Below are 16,952 nucleotides of genomic sequence, written 5' to 3' on the forward strand. Positions count from 1 at the left end.
AAAATCATGCAAACGTTTTCAGTAAATTTTTTAAGAGGTTTAACCTTTAGTTCCCCCTGCTGCCAGTCCTGATATCAGATATCGCTGCAAGAATAAATATACTGCTGCAATAGGTACTGCCACTAAGACAGATCCTGCGGCAAACCTAGTAAAGTTATTTGAAAATTGATCATTAATAAAGTTGTATAGACCAACCGCTAATGTATAATTTTCCTCACTTGAAAGTACAATTGAGGGTAGCAAAAAATCAAATAAAGGAGTCATAAAGTTGAATAAAGCTACTACTGCAAGAATGGGTTTTGCAAGTGGTAGCATTACACTCCAAAACACCCTTAGATGTCCTGCTCCGTCTATTCTTGCTGCCTCATCTAATTCGCGAGGTATTGTATCAAAGTATCCTTTAACAAGCCATGCATTAAACGGAATTTGACCACCAAGATATATTAAAATCAAACCAGACAGGGTGTCTAATAAACCTAGCATATTCAAAAAGATATACAAAGCAACCATCGCCATCATAACTGGAAACATTTGCAAGAGTAAGAAGATATATAAACCATTTTTCCTTCCAACAAATTTATATCGAGAAAATGCATAAGCAACTAATGAAGTTAGAACTACACTTCCTATTGCATTTGCAATAGAAACAATTAATGAATTTTTATACCACAGTAAATAATCACTGTCTGGACTAAATAGCCATTTATAATGATCTAATGAGAAATTTTCTAGTATTAAACTGGATGAATATAGACTAGTACTTTGGTTGAAAGACATACCAACTGTCCATACTAAAGGATAAAATATAATAATTGCTACAACTGCAATTATTATATAAATGAAGGCTAACTCCATTCTGGACTTTTGCTTTCTATTCATTAGATTTCACCCTCTTCTTTAAATGATCTTGTCTTTCTGAATTGATAAAATGCAAATCCTGAAACAATTAACCCCATTATAATTGAGATTACTGCAGCCATAGAGTAATTATTTGTATCAAAAGTTAGCTTATATACCCAGGAAATTAATATATCCGTTCCACCAGCATTTTGCCCTCGAATAGGTGGGCCACCTTCATTAAATAAATAAATGACATTGAAATTATTAAAGTTTGAAGCATATTGCATAATTAATAATGGTGCAGTAGCAAACATCACGTGGGGAAATGTTATGTTTCTAAACTTTTGAAAACGCGAGGCACCATCCATGTCAGCTGCTTCATACCAATCTGTGGAAATACTCTGTAATATCCCAGTAATTAAAGCAAAAATAAACGGAAATCCAAGCCACGTTTGAATCATAACAATGGCAATTCTAGTATATAAAGGATCGCTCAACCAAGATACACCATTTCCACCTAATAACGGAATAATAATATCCCTGTTTATAGCTCCAAAATCATCATTAAACATTGCTGAGAACACCAGTATAGTTACAAACGCTGGTACTGCCCAAGGTAGAATTAAAATGGTACGAATCAATTTTTTAAATTTAACTCGTGGATCATTTACAAGAACAGCCAAAAAGAAACCAAGTGCAATTTGTAATGTAGTTGCAACAACTGTCCATACAATAGTCCACGAAAACACACTTATAAATGTATCTTGCCAGATTGGTACTGTAACCAAGTTTTTAAAATTTTCAAACCCTACCCAATCAACTAGATTACGAGGTGGTGAATTATATAAATCATAATTCGTAAAAGCCAAAAGCACAGAGAATAATAAAGGGAAGATAACAACAAAAATCATAAGTAGTAAACCGGGAAACGTCATTATATAAGGAAATGCATGGTCATAAAATTCTTTAAATGTTGCTCTCAACTTTAATGGCTTCCAACCATCTCGTAATTTTTCAGCTTGTTTTTTTGCATCGATAACATTAAATACATAAAGAGTGATCACAATAACTGTTACAATCAATGACAATACACCTAAAACTAACAATCTGATAGAATGGTCCGTACCGGGAATAGTTCCTAGTGTACGTAGACCCCATAAGCCATAGTTAATAGATTCTAAAAATGCAACAAGGAAAGCTAATTCCATGATAATAAAGATTGTTCCTTTTAGATATCGCCTATTGTATAATTGACCGAACCCTGCAAAAACAATCGATAATATCATTGCCACTTTCGGATTATGTTTCTTCCATTTGTCATTCTTCCTTACTTTATTTTGTTCTATATTTTCATCTGGATTTTTCTTTGCTGGAGTAGACAAAACGTTTTGCCTCCTTTTTTCTATTTAACATTAAAAGTAATAATGGGAAGAATAACCTTCCCATTATTATTTTGGTTTTATTGACCTCCACCACTAGCTTCTATATTTGTTTGAATTTGCTCAGCTGCCTCGTCAAGAACTGCTTTCGCTCCTTCACCCTCAGCAAGGAATTGTAAAGCATTGTTCATCGGTTCCCAAACTTGAGACATTTGAGGTGTACTTGGCATTGGTACGCCATATTCAATTTGTTCTGCAAACGCAGCATAAATTGGGTCATCAATACTTTCTAATGCTGCCGTATTTGGAGGGAGCTCTCCTGCCGCATCAAAGTAATATTCCAAATTCTCCTCATTTGTCATAAACAATGCTAAGTCTTTAGTCCAATCTTTATTTTCAGAGTAATAAGATACCATCCAAGCCTTTACTCCAACTAAAGTGGAACTTGGTTCACCATTAATTGCAGGAAATGGAGCAAATCCAAGACTATCACCAATTGCCTCTTTATAACCTGGTATACTCCACGGTCCGTTAATAACTGCGCCTACTTTTCCTTCTGAGAATAATCCATCAATTACATCAATTGTTGTTGCTGAAGGAATTAATCCTTTCCCAAAGAATGATTGGAAAAGCTCTCCACCTTCTATAGCGCCCTCATTATTTAAACCAATATCGGAAGTATCATACTCCCCTATATCTCCACCAAAAATATAACCACCATAATTTTTGAAGAACGGATAAGCAAAGTATAAATCATCTGGTTTCATTAAGAATCCATATTTGTCCTCTGCTGCATTCGTATTCTCTTCTAAGATCGTCTTCAAGTCTTCTATAGTTTCAGGAGCTTCTGGCACAATATCAGTATTGTAAAATAACCCATATGTTTCAAATACTGCCGGGATTCCATATATATCTGTTTCACCATCAAAGTTGTACGTTACAGCTTCCACCGCAGCATCAGCATAGGGACTTAGTTCATCATCTGTCAGATTAATCGGGTCTGCAAGACCTTGAGCCACAATATTCCCTATTTGGTCATGCGGTTGATAGAATAAATCAGGGCCATTTCCTTCTGGGCCAGCTAATGACAATTCTTGTAATTGATCCAGCATACTTTTCGCTTCCACATTAACTTTAATTCCTTCTTGCTCTTCATAATCGGCAGCTATTTTCCGAACAGCTTCTAGTTGTTCTTCTTGATCATTTGCCCAGACTGTTAACTCCTCTGGTTTTTCCGCCTGTTCGCCATTATCTTCACCTTCACTTCCACTGTTCATATCTTCCTCGCGGTCTGGTGCACAGGCTGCCAAAAAAACAAATAGAGACAATAACATAACCAACGATAATAACAAGTATCTTTTCTTCATCTCAATTCCTCTCCCCTTTTAAACTAATTGAGCTAGTAACTAAACATATGCCTAAATCAGATTAGTACAATAGTTTTGCGCAAACGTTTGCCCTAGCTTTGATATCATTCTATAACGAACTATTTAATTTGGCAAGCGTTTTCATAAACTTTTCAAAAATGATAAAAGTAATACTAAATACCCATTGATAAGTCCCTCTATTTATGATATTAATTGAGTAACATCTTTGAAAACACTTAAATATAAAATTTGAGGGCAATGATTTGTTATCACAGACAACCCCGGCTTTTAATTAAATAAAAGCCGGGGTTAATTATATTGCTAGGAAGGAGGGTGTAGTTAAAAAAACTCATACTATTAAGGAGTGATATGGTGAATAAAAGAAGGCTTTTAATGAAATCGATTGCATTAAGTTTATTTTTATTTTTCACTTTTTCTTTTTCAACGGCTGCGCAGTCTGATGTTTCAAACAAGGTTGATTATTCTAGAGATGTTATCTATCAAATAGTAACTGATAGATTTTACGACGGAGATTCAACAAATAATCCATCTGGCAATATTTATAGTTCAGACTGCAGTAATCTTCACAAATATTGTGGAGGAGACTGGCAAGGGATTATCGATAAAATAGACGATGGTTACCTAACTGGATTAGGAATAACTGCACTTTGGATCTCACAACCTGTTGAAAACGTTTATGCACTTCATCCCAGTGGGTATACATCTTATCATGGGTATTGGGCTAGAGATTATAAGAAAACTAATCCTTATTATGGAGATTTCAATGATTTTGACCGTTTAATCGAAACGGCACATGCAAATAACATAAAAGTCATTGTAGATTTCACGCCTAATCATTCTTCCCCTGCTTTAGAGACAGATCCTTCTTATGCAGAAAATGGTGCCATATACGACAACGGAACATTATTGGGAAGCTATTCAAATGATCCATTAAATATATTCCATCACAATGGCGGGACCGACTTTTCCTCCTATGAAGACAGTATCTATAGAAACTTATACGATTTGGCAGATTATAACTTGCATAATGATACAATGGATCAATATTTAAAAGAATCTATTAAGCTATGGTTAGATAAAGGCATAGATGGAATCAGAGTTGATGCTGTTAAACATATGCCAGAGGGTTGGCAAACTTCTTTAATGAGTGAGATATATGCTTATGAACCCGTTTTTACATTTGGTGAGTGGTTTTTAGGATCGGGTGAGATTGATCCACAAAATCATCATTTTGCAAATGAGAGCGGCATGAGTCTTCTGGATTTTCAATTCGGACAATCAATCCGTGATGTATTGAAAGACGGGAGTTCTGACTGGTACGATTTCCATGAAATGATTGACAGCTCTTCTGTAGATTATAATGAAGTTATCGATCAAGTAACTTTTATAGACAATCATGACATGAGCAGATTTTCAGAAGAAGAATCCTCGAATAGACATACAGATATCGCCCTTGCTGTATTACTTACCTCTCGAGGTGTTCCGACTATATATTATGGAACTGAACAGTATTTAACTGGAGATAGCGATCCTGATAACAGAAAACCGCTGACTAATTTTGATACATCAACAAATGCCTATCAAATTACTAGTCAACTTACATCGCTGAGACAATCCAACCCTGCACTTGGATACGGAGATACCAATGAACGTTGGATAAACTCTGATGTTTATATTTATGAAAGAAAATTTGGAAATAATGTTGTTGTTACCGCTGTAAATCGTGGACATGAAAGTTATAATATTACCAATTTGAATACCTCTTTACCAGAGGGAGGGTATAATGATGAACTGAACACTCTATTAGACGGTAATAATATAACTGTAAGTTCAAATGGTTCAGTAGACTCGTTTAATCTCAGCCCAAGAGCCGTATCCGTTTGGCAGTACACTGAATCTTCTACTACACCACTTATAGGACATGTCGGTCCGATGGTAGGTAAAGCTGGAAATACGGTTACGATAAATGGGGAGGGATTTGGTACTGAAGAGGGAACAGTTCAATTAGGTTCATCTACTGTAGAGATTCAATCTTGGTCTGACACAGAGATAGAAATTCTTCTTCCAAACATCAATCCTGGTAAACATGATATAACCGTTTACACAGCAAATAATAATAGTAGTAATTCATATAATGATTTCGAATTACTAACTGGTAAACAAATAACGATGCGTTTTGTGGTAAATAACGCATTTACTACTCTTGGTTCGAACGTTTATATTGTTGGTAATGTAAGCGAACTAGGAAATTGGAATCCTGATGAAGCAATAGGGCCAATGTTTAATCAAGTTATATATGAGTATCCTAGTTGGTATTATGATATAAGTGTTCCTGCCAATGAAAGCATAGAGTATAAATTCATTAAAAAAGACGCTGTAGGAAACGTGGAGTGGGAGTCCGGTATTAACCATTCTGTTACAACTCCTCAAGATGGGACTGATACAGTAATTGTAGACTGGCAACAATAAATTTTATTGACAACCTAATCCGCTTACATTACATTAAATGGAGAACAACTTAAGGGCAATGCTTTGTACAAATGACAACAACCCCGATTTCCAACACTACGGAAATCGGGGTTTCTATTTTAGAAAGGAGAAAATTAAATGCTAAAAGAAGCAATCTACCACCGCCCAAAGAATAACTTCGCATACGCTTATGACAAAGAAACATTACATATCGTACTGCAAACGAAAAAGAATGATATGGAGTCTGTTGCACTTCTGTTTGGAGACCCGTATGACTGGAAAGATGAGGTATGGCAAACGCAAACGGTTGAAATGATCAAGTCAGGATCGACCGCTTTACATGATTATTGGTTTATCGCCGTAAAACCTGAGTTCTACCGGATGCGCTATGGATTTCGCTGTACGGATTCTAGTGAAACATGCTATTACATGGAGAGTGGTATTTATTCTGATCCTCCAGCAGATATTTCCAATTACTTCTGCTTCCCATACTTGAATCAAATCGATGTCTTCCAAGCACCAGACTGGGTTAAGGACACTGTTTGGTATCAAATTTTTCCAGAACGGTTTGGAAACGGTGACCCATCATTAAATCCAGAGGGAACTTTACCATGGGGATCGGCTGCACCGACTGCTACAAACTTCTTTGGCGGTGATTTCCAAGGTGTAATCGATTCCCTGGATTATCTAGTTGATTTAGGAATTAATGGCATCTATTTCACACCAATTTTTAAAGCATATTCCAATCATAAATATGACACGATTGATTACATGGAAATTGATCCGCAATTTGGAGATAAGGAAACTTTCCGCCGCCTTGTGCGTGAATGTCACCAGCGGGGAATTCGTGTCATGCTTGACGCGGTATTTAATCATAGCGGCTATTATTTCCCTCCATTTCAAGATGTACTGGATAAACAAGAGAAATCAGCTTACACGGAGTGGTTCCATCTTCGAGAATTCCCTGTAAAACCAGAGCCAGTACCAAACTATCATGCGTTTGGCTTTGTTGGATCCATGCCGAAGCTCAATACGGAAAATTCGGAAGTGAAAGCCTATTTATTGAAAGTTGCCCGCTACTGGATTGAAGAATTTGATATTGACGGGTGGCGTTTAGATGTCGCGAATGAGGTGGATCACCAGTTTTGGAGAGATTTTCGAAAAGAAGTGAAAGCAGTGAAACCGGATGCTTATATATTAGGAGAAATTTGGCATGATTCAATGCCTTGGCTTGGCGGCGACCAATTCGATGCTGTCATGAATTATCCGTTTACAAATAGTGCAATCGATTTTCTTGCAAAAAATGAGCGATCTCCTGAAGACTTCGCGAATTCCATTACCAACGTATTGCATATGTATCCGGCGAATGTGAATGAAGTTGCCTTTAATTTGCTTGATAGCCACGACACACCGCGGATTTTGACATTAGCAGATGGCGAGTTGGATCGTGTGAAACTTCTATATCTCTTTCAGCTCTCTTTCATTGGTACACCTTGTATCTATTATGGGGATGAAATTGGGATGGAAGGCGGTCAAGATCCGGGTTGTCGCGCATGTATGATATGGGACGAAACGAAGCAAGATAAAGAGTTGTTTACGTATGTTAAAAATCTGATTACAATGCGAAAAACAATTCCTGCTTTTGGAAATGATGGTACATTCCAAATCGTTATGTACGATAATGAAGCAAATACATTAGTCTATCAAAAGCAAGCGGGTAACCGGCGTATCCTTTTTGTTGTAAATAATAGTACGGAGGAGCAGACATTAGCTTTACCAGATTTTCCTGAAAAATATTGTAGTGAACTAGTTGTTGGAACTAGCATCAATTCAGCCTATTCCCAAGAGCTTATTCAACTGACAGCGTTAGATAAGATAAAAGTCTCTCCATTGGGTTTTCGCATTTTTGAGTATAAGAATTAATAGATAATTTAAAGCTAGAAAATTACGACCCTAGATGATTAAATTACCTAAGGACAGTTCTTGTTAAAATAAACCACAAGAACTGTCCTGACATCAAATTTTATCCGTCCACTTATCCTATCTGTTACTTTTTTCTATAGTAAAAACCACAGAGAGGATAACACCTCTGTGGTTTTCTCAATCGTTATAAATGATTAGTGCGTCGCTCCACCAACCATTTTCACATCTTCTTTACCATCAAATTCAACAATTGCTTCGATTGCAGCTGTGATCCCTTTTACTAAATCATCAAGGCTCATCGATGCTGTCTCCGGGCGATCAATCACTTGATCCGTTAAGAACGGGATATGCATGAAACCAGCCTTCGCATTTGGAAATTCTGTATGCGTCAAATAAAGTGTTTGATACATGATATGGTTACAAACGAAAGTACCTGCCGTATTGGAAATAGATGCTGGAACACCTGCATTCTTCATCGCATCCACCATCGCTTTTATCGGCAATTGGGAGAAATAAGCACTTTCTCCGTCTGGCTGAATCGGCGTATCAATTGGCTGATTCCCTTCATTATCAGGAATGCGTGCATCATCTTGGTTGATTGCTACACGCTCAGGTGTTAACCCGAAACGGCCTCCTGCCTGGCCAATGTTTAGTATATAATCCGGCTCCTCTTTCTTCATTGCGTCTTTTACAACTTCAGCACTTTTAAAGAAAACAGTCGGGATTTCCAATTTGATGATTGTAGCCCCTTTGATTTCATCAGGCAGTCTTTTCACTGCTTCAATCGCAGGGTTAGTCGTATCTCCACCGAATGGATCAAAACCTGTAACTAAAATTTTCATTTCTTTCATCTCCTATATCTCATGTTGTGTGCGTTGTTAATTAATACTAAAATGCCCAGAAATACATTAACCCGATATGGATAACGATCATTGTAACAGCAACTGGTGCTTGAACTTTTATGACGCCAAATTGATCCTTCATTTGCAGGAGTGCAACCGGGAGAGCATTGAAGTTCCCAGCCATCGGTGTTAAGAGCGTCCCGCAGAATCCGGCAGTCATGGCGAGCGCACTGGCAATAACAGGGTCACCGCCCGCGGCCATGACAAATGGAACTCCAATTCCTGCTGTAATAACCGTGAATGCCGCAAATGCATTACCCATAATCATCGTAAAGATAACCATCCCCATTACGTATGCAATAACACCTGCTAACTGGCTGCCCTCGGGAACAATACCACCAATTATATCAGCAATAACGTCCCCAACACCAGAGACCGTAAAAATGACTCCAAGGGCTGCGAGTAATTGCGGCAGCATACCTGTTGTACCAACTTGCTGTACCATCCGGTCACTTTCAATAAGAATCTCTCTATTTTTAGGTTTAATAATAACAACAGCAACGATCGTCGCAATGATAGATGAAATACCAATTACCGATGCACTAGATTCAGGTATTATTGTAGCAACCACTAATGCAATTAATGCCAGTAATATGACCGGGATAAATATTTTATTATTCAAACGGTCGGATTCAGCATCAGCTTTCTTCGGATCCGGATTATAGACGTCTCCCATATTTACTTGTTTGAACAGTGTCAACACACCAAGAATGACTACTAAAATACCACTTATCATAGAAGGGATGTATTCACCTACAGCGAATAGAACTCCGATAATCAACCAGAATAAGCCACTGCCTAAGCGGGTAGGGTTTGTTTCATCCATAAATACGCGAACTGCTGTATAAACTAGTTGAATTCCTATAAGAATAAAGAAAAATTCTAATAAATTAGCGAAAAATGTTTCCATAACCTCTACCCCCTATTCCTTTTAGATTGATTGTTTTTAAGTTTATTATCAAATCGCTGGTTATCTATAATCCCAACGATAATCATGATAATTGCAATAGGAATAGAGGCTTTTGCAATTTCAATAGCTGGTGCATGATAGCCTAGTGACTCTAGTGAACCAGAGATTAATAGGACACCACCTGCTGCAACGAACGTATTTTGACCATAGAAATTACCGTAGTTTTCCATAGCTGCGGATCTAGCTTTAATTTGTTCTTTTTCTTTCTCATCTAATTCACCAACAGTAGTTTTTGCAGCAGCCTCCGCCATTGGTTGAACTAATGGACGAACAAATTGCGGATGTCCACCTAGACGGATCGAGAACAATCCCGCCAATTCGCGGATAAATAAATAAACGCTTAAGAATTTCCCTGCTGTTAAACTTTTCACCTTTTGAATGAGTTTTACCGCTTGTTCTTTTAACCCATGCGATTCAGCTAGTCCAATCAATGGTAATGTCAGTAAGAACAGCGTAACAATCCGGTTATCAACAAATGCTTGACCTAAACTGGACAAAAATTCCGGGAATGATAAACCAGAAACAAGTGCAGTTGCAAGTGCAGCTATGATGACAATTGCTATCGTATCAAATTTCAATAAAAAGCCTACGACGATAACGACAATACCAATTAACTTTATCCATTCCAAACGATCACTTCCCTCTTAGATGTAAAAATCTTGCTGATTTAAAAAATCAAAATAATATGCTTACTATCATAGCTTATTGAAGTTTCTAGCTCAAGTGGAGATAAATAGGAAATGAAGGTCCATTTTAAGCTGTTTGCTTGAATTGATGGTAATGCAAGCGCATAACATTTCGTGAAAATTTTTTTTGAAAAAGTTACTGGAAATGTTAACTTTCGATGAGAAATGGAAAAAAGAAGAATACCGCGTCCTAAGCAAGTACGTACCGCTCCTTATACAGCGGTTCAACGATATAAAGCAAGAATTCGTAATGTTCCCTGGAGACTTTTAAGCCCTTGGAGACTTCAATGGAAGTTGCCAAGGGCTTTATTGTAAGGAAATATTATCGTATGGGGGGACAGTTATTGTGTGTTAATGTGGCGAAGTTCTTTTTCGTGTTGAATAACTTTACTTGCGGCAAATTCAGCTGTTTCCTGCGTTTCTTGAAGTTCAATCCGAATTCCACCTACTTTTTGGTTTAGACTATCGAACTTTTGATCAATTTTATCAAAGCGTTTATCCACTTCTTGGAAACGTTGATCGACTTCATCAAAGCGCTTGTCCACTTCTTGGAAGCGTTGATCGACTTCATCAAAGCGCTTGTCTACTTCTTGAAATCGCTGATCGACTTCATCAAAGCGCTTGTCCACTTCTTGGAAGCGCTGATCGACTTCATCAAAGCGCTTGTCCACTTCTTGGAAGCGCTGATCGACTTCATCAAAACGCTTGTCCACTTCTTGGAAGCGCTGATCGACTTCATCAAAACGCTTGTCCACTTCTTGGAAGCGCTGATCGACTTCATCAAAACGCTTGTCCACTTCTTGGAAGCGCTGATCGACTTCATCAAAGCGCTTGTCCATTTTTTCATTGATCTGCTTCGAATGTTCATGTAATACATTTAAAATTTCCTTCAAAGCTACCTTTTCTTCCACTGGTTCTCCCCTCCTTGTTACTATTATAGCTTGTCTACGGAGATTTGAGAAGCCTGCATTAATAATTGAAGCGCATCTCGGGCACCGACTACTAAGAACAAAAAGCTGTCGTTCGATTTATTGAACTCCAGCTTTTTTTTCCCGTTACCGAGGCTATTGACGCTTCTTCGTTTTTTTATTATTAAGCTTTTCATTCGCTGTTAATGGCTCATTGGCAAATTCATGGTCAAAACTCTTGGAAAGTTTTTTCCGTACAGCTTGCTCATCACTGAAGCCACCATTACTTAACTTTTTCTTCGTCATCGAAACACCTCCTTATTATATATTTTAGCGTTTGAAGGGAAATTATAAGCTGATACAAAGATTCCCTCTACTTCCCATCATCGGAATTTTAAATTATAATAAGATTTAACTAATTCAACAATCATGCAGCTGGATAAAGAAAATTTTTGTACATATGTACAAATCACGTATACAAGGATGTTTACTCGCATATGAAGCAAGAGTATACCAAATTGATTAAAGGAGAATGAAATCATGCCTAACGGATCACATTGCACACGGTTAAATTTACCAATCGAAAAAGTATGGACGTTTGTAAGTTCCATTAATAACTGGGCTCCGCTTGTCCCCGGTTATATCAACCATGAACTTATTAATGACTCCGAATCCACCTGGGAGTTTCAAGGAGATTTAGGCTTCATGAAGAAAACAATCAAACTAAAAGTTGATATTACCGAGTGGAAAGAACCGAACTTTGTTACCTTCAATCTTTCCGGCCTGTCTGACAATTTCTCTGGTGGTGGCTATTTCGATGCAGAGAAAGTTGATGAAAATTCCACGAAAATGACTGGTTATTTAGATATAACTGCTCGTGGAGCGATGAGCCCGATGATTAATAAAATCTTAAAAAAGTTTGTCCCAAAAACGACCGAGAAATTGACGATTTCCGTTGCTAATAGGATGAAAGAGGTAGTTGGAGAACGGGCTTAAGGTTTTACGTTTCGAGCGGAGTGTGGATTCTCCGCTCTTTTATTGGTTAAATTCATTCATCTCGCTTACTCAAAAATTCGTTCGGTTCCTCTCCTTTTTCAGCGTTATAATTCTTAAATTGACTTTTACGGCCATTGCGATGCTCGCCACTTTGGCCACGTTCTTTAAATTGGCGATTTTTATTTTCTTCCATGAATTTAGCCTCCTTTAGAGATTTGTATTAGTTTCCCTTCTGGTAGTGGAATTATTCGAGCAGGGCGTATGAGACAATATAAAAGTGCTCTGCAATGCAAAGCACTTTCTCATTTAACTTTATAAGATTATTTATTTTGTTTGGTCGGACGAGTCATGATCAAATTTATCTTTCATTTCTCCCATTTTCTTTTTAACGTCACCTTTTGCCTTATCAAATTTCCCTTCGGCTTGTTTGGAGAGATCACCTCTTGCTTTTCCAAACCTATCCTTCGCTTCTCCTTTAGCCTTATCAATCTCGCCACTTACTTTGTTTTTGAAACCTTCACTCATGTTGCCCACTCCTTTCAGTGTACAAATTTCCCTTCTTCATCATTATTAAACATATATCTGACATTGAAGTGTGGACAACGGATATAATCTCTACACAACTACCTGCAACAAACTCTTCTTTATCTAGATGTGTTTGTTCTTGGTTTATTCATAAATCGAGATTTTATGCATAGAATGACCATAAGGCAACTTTTCTATTTCTGTCATAATCTGTAATAAACTTGTCCCTATTTTGTAAGCCAGTTTTACGTTTACCTTCCATGTAAGCGGAAACAATAATAGTACGAAGGCGCAAGCGCTCTTGCAGGTTAAAACGCGATTCGTTTCGCAACACCTGGGACTGCGATTACTCGTCCCACCGAAGAGCATTTGCACAGCAACGTACAAACTGTGCCTCCCATTACGGGGCAAATTTTTTATTGTTTCTCAATATTAAAAAGGAGGTATGTGCACCATGATGAATCAATCGGATAAGTACCTCGAGGAAACATTGCTTCAGGCGAAAAAACATGACCTTCCCCCGCATTACATTAGACAGCTCGAGTCAGAATTGAATCAACGACGTGAAAAAGAAAGAAAGCTTACGATGGACGTGTATCGGAACAATCTTCTTAACTAACATTCACTTTAAGCACCCTGGGGATTTCACGGGGTGCTTTGTCATTGCTGTCGTACGTTTTTCATCCTATTCTCCTCATACTACGAATTTATCCACTTCGATTTTCTCGCGCTACGAGGTCATGTATATATATGAGAACGTTTCACATACTAAATCTTGGAGGTGCTGTCATGTCAAAAGAAACAGACCATGCAAAGAAAAAAAGAGCTAGATCCAGCGTGAATCCACAAGGGTATTCAGAGGATGTTGCTAATCAGGAGCCTAAATCACAATTGGAACAGCGAGCAAAAAAGAAAAACACAAAAATATAAGTAGCTGAATCAGGGGTGTCCCTGGTTCAGCTACTTGTTAAATGTGAGAAATAGGTTGAAATAATTGCTTATGATGGTAAGTGCTCAAGTTTTCCAGATTCCGCCGTCAAATATTCCTGTAGGGCTTGCTGGAGAGTTCCTTTCACTTCCGTCTGTAAAGTATTGCCTGCTCCTAAAGAGGCTATTTTCTTCGCAAGTTGTGGCCTTAAGCCAGTCAGGACCGACTTGGAACCCATCATTCGTATTCCATGTAACACGGTTTGAAAGGTATGGATAATATATTCGTCTATGTCGGGGATACCAGACAAGTCGATAATCAATGTTTCTACCTCTAATCTTGCTATTTCATTTAATACTTTTTCCACTATAATTTCCATTCGGTAAGAATCGAACTCACCGATGAGCGGTAAAACAGCTACCGTAGAGCTAACCGGGATGATTGGAACTGTCAGATGTTCAACAAGTTTTCGCTGATTCAAGAACAATTCATCTTTGTATTTGGAATAACTGATGAAAAAAGTATTTAAAAATTCATCAATTCCATCGTTTATTTTCTTCTCCAACTCAAAAAAATCATCCAGCGAATTTGAAGTAGTGCCGGACGGGTTACATTCATGAAGGAGATGCCATAACGTGCGTCTTATTGCATGGACCCACTCCAATTTAAAGGATAGCGTCAAAGCGTGTTTTGCCCAGGTAATGCCTTCTTTTTCTGCAAAAGCGATGAGCTCCTTCTCCTTGTCTCTCAATACATAAAGGCAGATATGCTCTGCATTTTTCAAAAGATCAATGTTTCCCTCTATTAAAATATGATTGATTTTCTCCGTAACATTCCCGGCCTCCGATAATAGCATCGACCGGAAATCTCCCCTGTTATTCTTAATAAATGACTGAACGTTGTAAGTATGTGCCAATTGATGCCCCCCCTTTTGTAATTAAAAACTGCTCGTAAAGTGAAACTTCATTCAGTGGGGAATTCCTTCCCCCCACTGAATGTTAGTTGAACAGAATCAGGTATTTACGGACTGTATATCCCCCACCTTAACATTTTGGTTTTCCCTCTTGTTAGAGGTGGGGGTATTACAGACCGTTAATACGTGATAGGCTTATTCCCTCATTTTATAGTGACTAAACAAGGAAAGCGTGAAAATATTAGAGAAAGAATCAAATCTTGCCGATTGAGATAACAGGAACAGGATTGCCTTTATAGAAGGTATAACTTTAGCACCCTAATTAAAAGGAACGCCTGTCACGTTCCTTTCTTTAATTCAGCTAACGCTTTATTTTCAATTGGAATGCGTACGGTCATTAAAGAAATATGAAGAATCGGGAAAAGAATTGCGGTGAAATACGCTCCAAACAGTATGGGAATAATGAATAACTCGATACCGACAATGATATAATTCGGGTGTTTTACATACTTGTAAGGCCCTCTGCTGATTAAAGAACGGTCAGGCAGGATAATGATTTTTGTATTCCAGAACGGTCCAAGCGATTGAATACACCAGACCCTTGCTGCTTGCGTTAGGAGAAAGAGCGCAAACACATAATTGTTCATTACAAAACTAGAATTATCACGGATCGAAACCTCAGTCAAAATCGATAGGAAGAATAACAGATGAACAACAATAAACCATTTATAATGCTCCCTCCCCCACTCTATCCCTCCTCTTTCCAACATCCATTTTTCATTTCTCTTTGCAATAATTAATTCCACGATACGCTCTAACGCAATAAATATAAAAATCCACCAAAAATAAGCAGGCATCATTCACTCCACTCCATTAACAGTAATTCAGACGAGAAACCAGGCCCTAATGAGGACAAGATGCTTTTCTCCCCAGCTTTTATTCCCTCTTTCATCCATTCTTTAAGGACATATAAAACAGTGACGGACGACATATTTCCATGATTTCTTAACACGTTATAGGAATGCTTTAATTTATCTTTTTCCACCTTTAATACTTCTTCCATCGCTTGCAACACTTTCACTCCTCCTGGGTGGGCAATATAAGTGTGTATTGCTTCTTTTTTCACTTGAAATTGTTGAAAGAAAAGCTCAATATGTTCTTTCCAAAAAGATTCGACAAGCGAAGGGATGCTTTTTGCAAAAATAACTTCAAGCCCACTATTCGTTACATTCCACCCCATTACCTCGGTGCTATCCTTTTTTGTACGTGAACTCGTCCCTATCACTTGCGGGACGGCCTGTTTCTTATACTCCAAGTATTGCGAATTCTCTCCAACAAGTAGTGCCGCGCCCACTCCATCCCCAAATAAGGCGGTACCAACAAGGTTACTTTTACGATGGTCTCCTTTTTGAAAGGTCACCCCGCAAAATTCACAGCATATGATAAGTGCAGTTTTTTCAGGGTGTGCCTTGACCCAGTCATGAGCCCTTGATAAACCGATTGCTCCACCCGCGCACCCCAATCCCCAGAGCGGCATTCGTTGGACGTCTTGTCGGAAGGGCCTTTCATTAAGCAGAAAAGCGTCAATCGTGGGAGTTGATAGACCAGAGCTGGAGACATAAATAATTAAATCTACCGCTTCATAAGGAATGGAGTTTTTCAGGAAATGTTCATTTTGTAAACAATCATCAATTGCTTCAAGCGAGTAGTGGATTGCATTTTCTTGATAGATACTATTTTTCTCCGCAAAAGTGTGCTCTGCTTCAAACCATGTTTTAGCTACAGCAAATTGCCGATTCTCAATCTGGGCATTGTCGAACACGGGAAGTAGCCGTTTGACCTCACGATTGGTATAGCCAAATACGTTCTGGACTAATTCTTTTACTTCTTCTTGGTTGATGTTGTGTTTCGGGATACTTGTGCCAACTGAACATATGTATGACATAACTTCACCTTTTGGATTCATATTTTTTATAGTTTCCCCAGGTTGAGAGTTATGATTCATGGATAGACGTGTAAATTCTCAAAAAAAGAAGAAGCTGAATCTTGCCAGCTTCAATCTTTTATCGGTACGTATTTTGTTCTTGGTCATACGGATTCCTCTACTCCAAAATGGATATAGAAT

At 38.0% G+C, this 16,952-nt stretch carries 18 protein-coding genes; 5 read left to right on the forward strand and 13 right to left on the reverse strand.

All coding sequences use genetic code 11. The features are described 5' to 3' along the window. Window positions 1-39: 39 nt before the first annotated feature. The 3 genes from WKU33_RS02130 to WKU33_RS02140 all read right to left on the reverse strand — a co-directional run bounded on the left by WKU33_RS02130 (window position 40) and on the right by WKU33_RS02140 (window position 3,586). A complete protein-coding gene (locus WKU33_RS02130; RefSeq protein WP_340452947.1) occupies window positions 40-879 on the reverse strand; it encodes a sugar ABC transporter permease in 840 nt (279 codons plus the stop codon). Then, a complete protein-coding gene (locus tag WKU33_RS02135) occupies window positions 879-2,126 on the reverse strand; it encodes a carbohydrate ABC transporter permease (protein ID WP_340453018.1) in 1,248 nt (415 codons plus the stop codon). The genes WKU33_RS02130 and WKU33_RS02135 overlap by 1 nt, the downstream gene beginning before the upstream one ends. Before the next feature lie 173 nt (window positions 2,127-2,299). Then, window positions 2,300-3,586: a sugar ABC transporter substrate-binding protein gene (locus WKU33_RS02140; protein ID WP_340452948.1), complete on the reverse strand. Its 1,287-nt coding sequence runs from the start codon at window positions 3,584-3,586 to the stop codon at window positions 2,300-2,302. A 393-nt stretch (window positions 3,587-3,979) separates the two neighbouring features. On the opposite strand from WKU33_RS02140, the gene WKU33_RS02145 reads away from it, so the two are divergent. Both WKU33_RS02145 and WKU33_RS02150 read left to right on the forward strand, forming a co-directional pair. Then, window positions 3,980-6,076: an alpha-amylase family glycosyl hydrolase gene (locus WKU33_RS02145; protein WP_340452949.1), complete on the forward strand. Its 2,097-nt coding sequence runs from the start codon at window positions 3,980-3,982 to the stop codon at window positions 6,074-6,076. A gap of 138 nt (window positions 6,077-6,214) precedes the next feature. Next, window positions 6,215-7,999, forward strand: coding sequence for a glycoside hydrolase family 13 protein (locus WKU33_RS02150; RefSeq protein WP_340452951.1), 1,785 nt, complete (start codon window positions 6,215-6,217; stop codon window positions 7,997-7,999). Window positions 8,000-8,193: 194 nt separating this feature from the next. Here WKU33_RS02150 and pcp read toward each other — a convergent pair whose 3' ends face one another. The 5 genes from pcp to sspO all read right to left on the reverse strand — a co-directional run bounded on the left by pcp (window position 8,194) and on the right by sspO (window position 11,771). Next, on the reverse strand, window positions 8,194-8,841 hold the full coding sequence (gene pcp / locus WKU33_RS02155) for a pyroglutamyl-peptidase I (RefSeq protein WP_156857138.1): 648 nt from the start codon (window positions 8,839-8,841) through the stop codon (window positions 8,194-8,196). A gap of 46 nt (window positions 8,842-8,887) precedes the next feature. Beyond that, window positions 8,888-9,811 carry a DUF979 domain-containing protein gene (locus tag WKU33_RS02160; RefSeq protein WP_156857137.1) on the reverse strand — a complete coding sequence of 308 codons (924 nt, stop codon included), beginning with the start codon at window positions 9,809-9,811 and terminating at the stop codon, window positions 8,888-8,890. Between the two features lie 5 nt (window positions 9,812-9,816). Beyond that, on the reverse strand, window positions 9,817-10,500 hold the full coding sequence (locus WKU33_RS02165; protein WP_336252180.1) for a DUF969 domain-containing protein: 684 nt from the start codon (window positions 10,498-10,500) through the stop codon (window positions 9,817-9,819). Between the two features lie 398 nt (window positions 10,501-10,898). After that, window positions 10,899-11,468 carry a hypothetical protein gene (locus WKU33_RS02170; RefSeq protein ID WP_340452955.1) on the reverse strand — a complete coding sequence of 190 codons (570 nt, stop codon included), beginning with the start codon at window positions 11,466-11,468 and terminating at the stop codon, window positions 10,899-10,901. A 153-nt stretch (window positions 11,469-11,621) separates the two neighbouring features. Beyond that, window positions 11,622-11,771: a small acid-soluble spore protein O gene (sspO, locus tag WKU33_RS02175; RefSeq protein ID WP_188856219.1), complete on the reverse strand. Its 150-nt coding sequence runs from the start codon at window positions 11,769-11,771 to the stop codon at window positions 11,622-11,624. Window positions 11,772-12,005: 234 nt separating this feature from the next. Here sspO and WKU33_RS02180 point away from each other — a divergent pair, with 234 nt between their 5' ends. Further along, the gene (locus WKU33_RS02180) at window positions 12,006-12,461 is read left to right on the forward strand and encodes a CoxG family protein (protein WP_336252177.1); all 456 of its coding nucleotides are present in this window, start codon (window positions 12,006-12,008) and stop codon (window positions 12,459-12,461) included. A 52-nt stretch (window positions 12,462-12,513) separates the two neighbouring features. Here the strand turns inward: WKU33_RS02180 and WKU33_RS02185 are convergent, their stop codons facing one another. Continuing rightward, window positions 12,514-12,654: a hypothetical protein gene (locus tag WKU33_RS02185; RefSeq protein WP_188859348.1), complete on the reverse strand. Its 141-nt coding sequence runs from the start codon at window positions 12,652-12,654 to the stop codon at window positions 12,514-12,516. A 131-nt stretch (window positions 12,655-12,785) separates the two neighbouring features. Then, window positions 12,786-12,986 (reverse strand): CsbD family protein, encoded by a 201-nt coding sequence (locus WKU33_RS02190; protein WP_336252176.1) that lies wholly within the window; start codon window positions 12,984-12,986, stop codon window positions 12,786-12,788. Between the two features lie 454 nt (window positions 12,987-13,440). Between WKU33_RS02190 and WKU33_RS02195 the strand changes: the two genes are divergently transcribed. Then, window positions 13,441-13,605: a hypothetical protein gene (locus tag WKU33_RS02195; protein ID WP_188859352.1), complete on the forward strand. Its 165-nt coding sequence runs from the start codon at window positions 13,441-13,443 to the stop codon at window positions 13,603-13,605. A gap of 170 nt (window positions 13,606-13,775) precedes the next feature. Beyond that, a complete protein-coding gene (sspL, locus tag WKU33_RS02200) occupies window positions 13,776-13,916 on the forward strand; it encodes a small, acid-soluble spore protein L (RefSeq protein ID WP_188859354.1) in 141 nt (46 codons plus the stop codon). Window positions 13,917-13,984: 68 nt separating this feature from the next. Here sspL and WKU33_RS02205 read toward each other — a convergent pair whose 3' ends face one another. The 3 genes from WKU33_RS02205 to WKU33_RS02215 form a co-directional block, all read right to left on the reverse strand. Beyond that, a complete protein-coding gene (locus WKU33_RS02205) occupies window positions 13,985-14,770 on the reverse strand; it encodes an STAS domain-containing protein (protein ID WP_340452959.1) in 786 nt (261 codons plus the stop codon). A gap of 395 nt (window positions 14,771-15,165) precedes the next feature. Then, window positions 15,166-15,687 (reverse strand): isoprenylcysteine carboxyl methyltransferase family protein, encoded by a 522-nt coding sequence (locus WKU33_RS02210; RefSeq protein ID WP_340452961.1) that lies wholly within the window; start codon window positions 15,685-15,687, stop codon window positions 15,166-15,168. Then, entirely contained in the window at window positions 15,684-16,772 is a 1,089-nt protein-coding gene (locus tag WKU33_RS02215) for a type III polyketide synthase (RefSeq protein ID WP_340452963.1), read from the reverse strand. The genes WKU33_RS02210 and WKU33_RS02215 overlap by 4 nt, the downstream gene beginning before the upstream one ends. Window positions 16,773-16,952 lie beyond the last annotated feature (180 nt).

Source organism: Oceanobacillus sp. HCA-5259, from assembly GCF_037892815.1.
GTDB lineage: Bacteria > Bacillota > Bacilli > Bacillales > Amphibacillaceae > Oceanobacillus > Oceanobacillus indicireducens.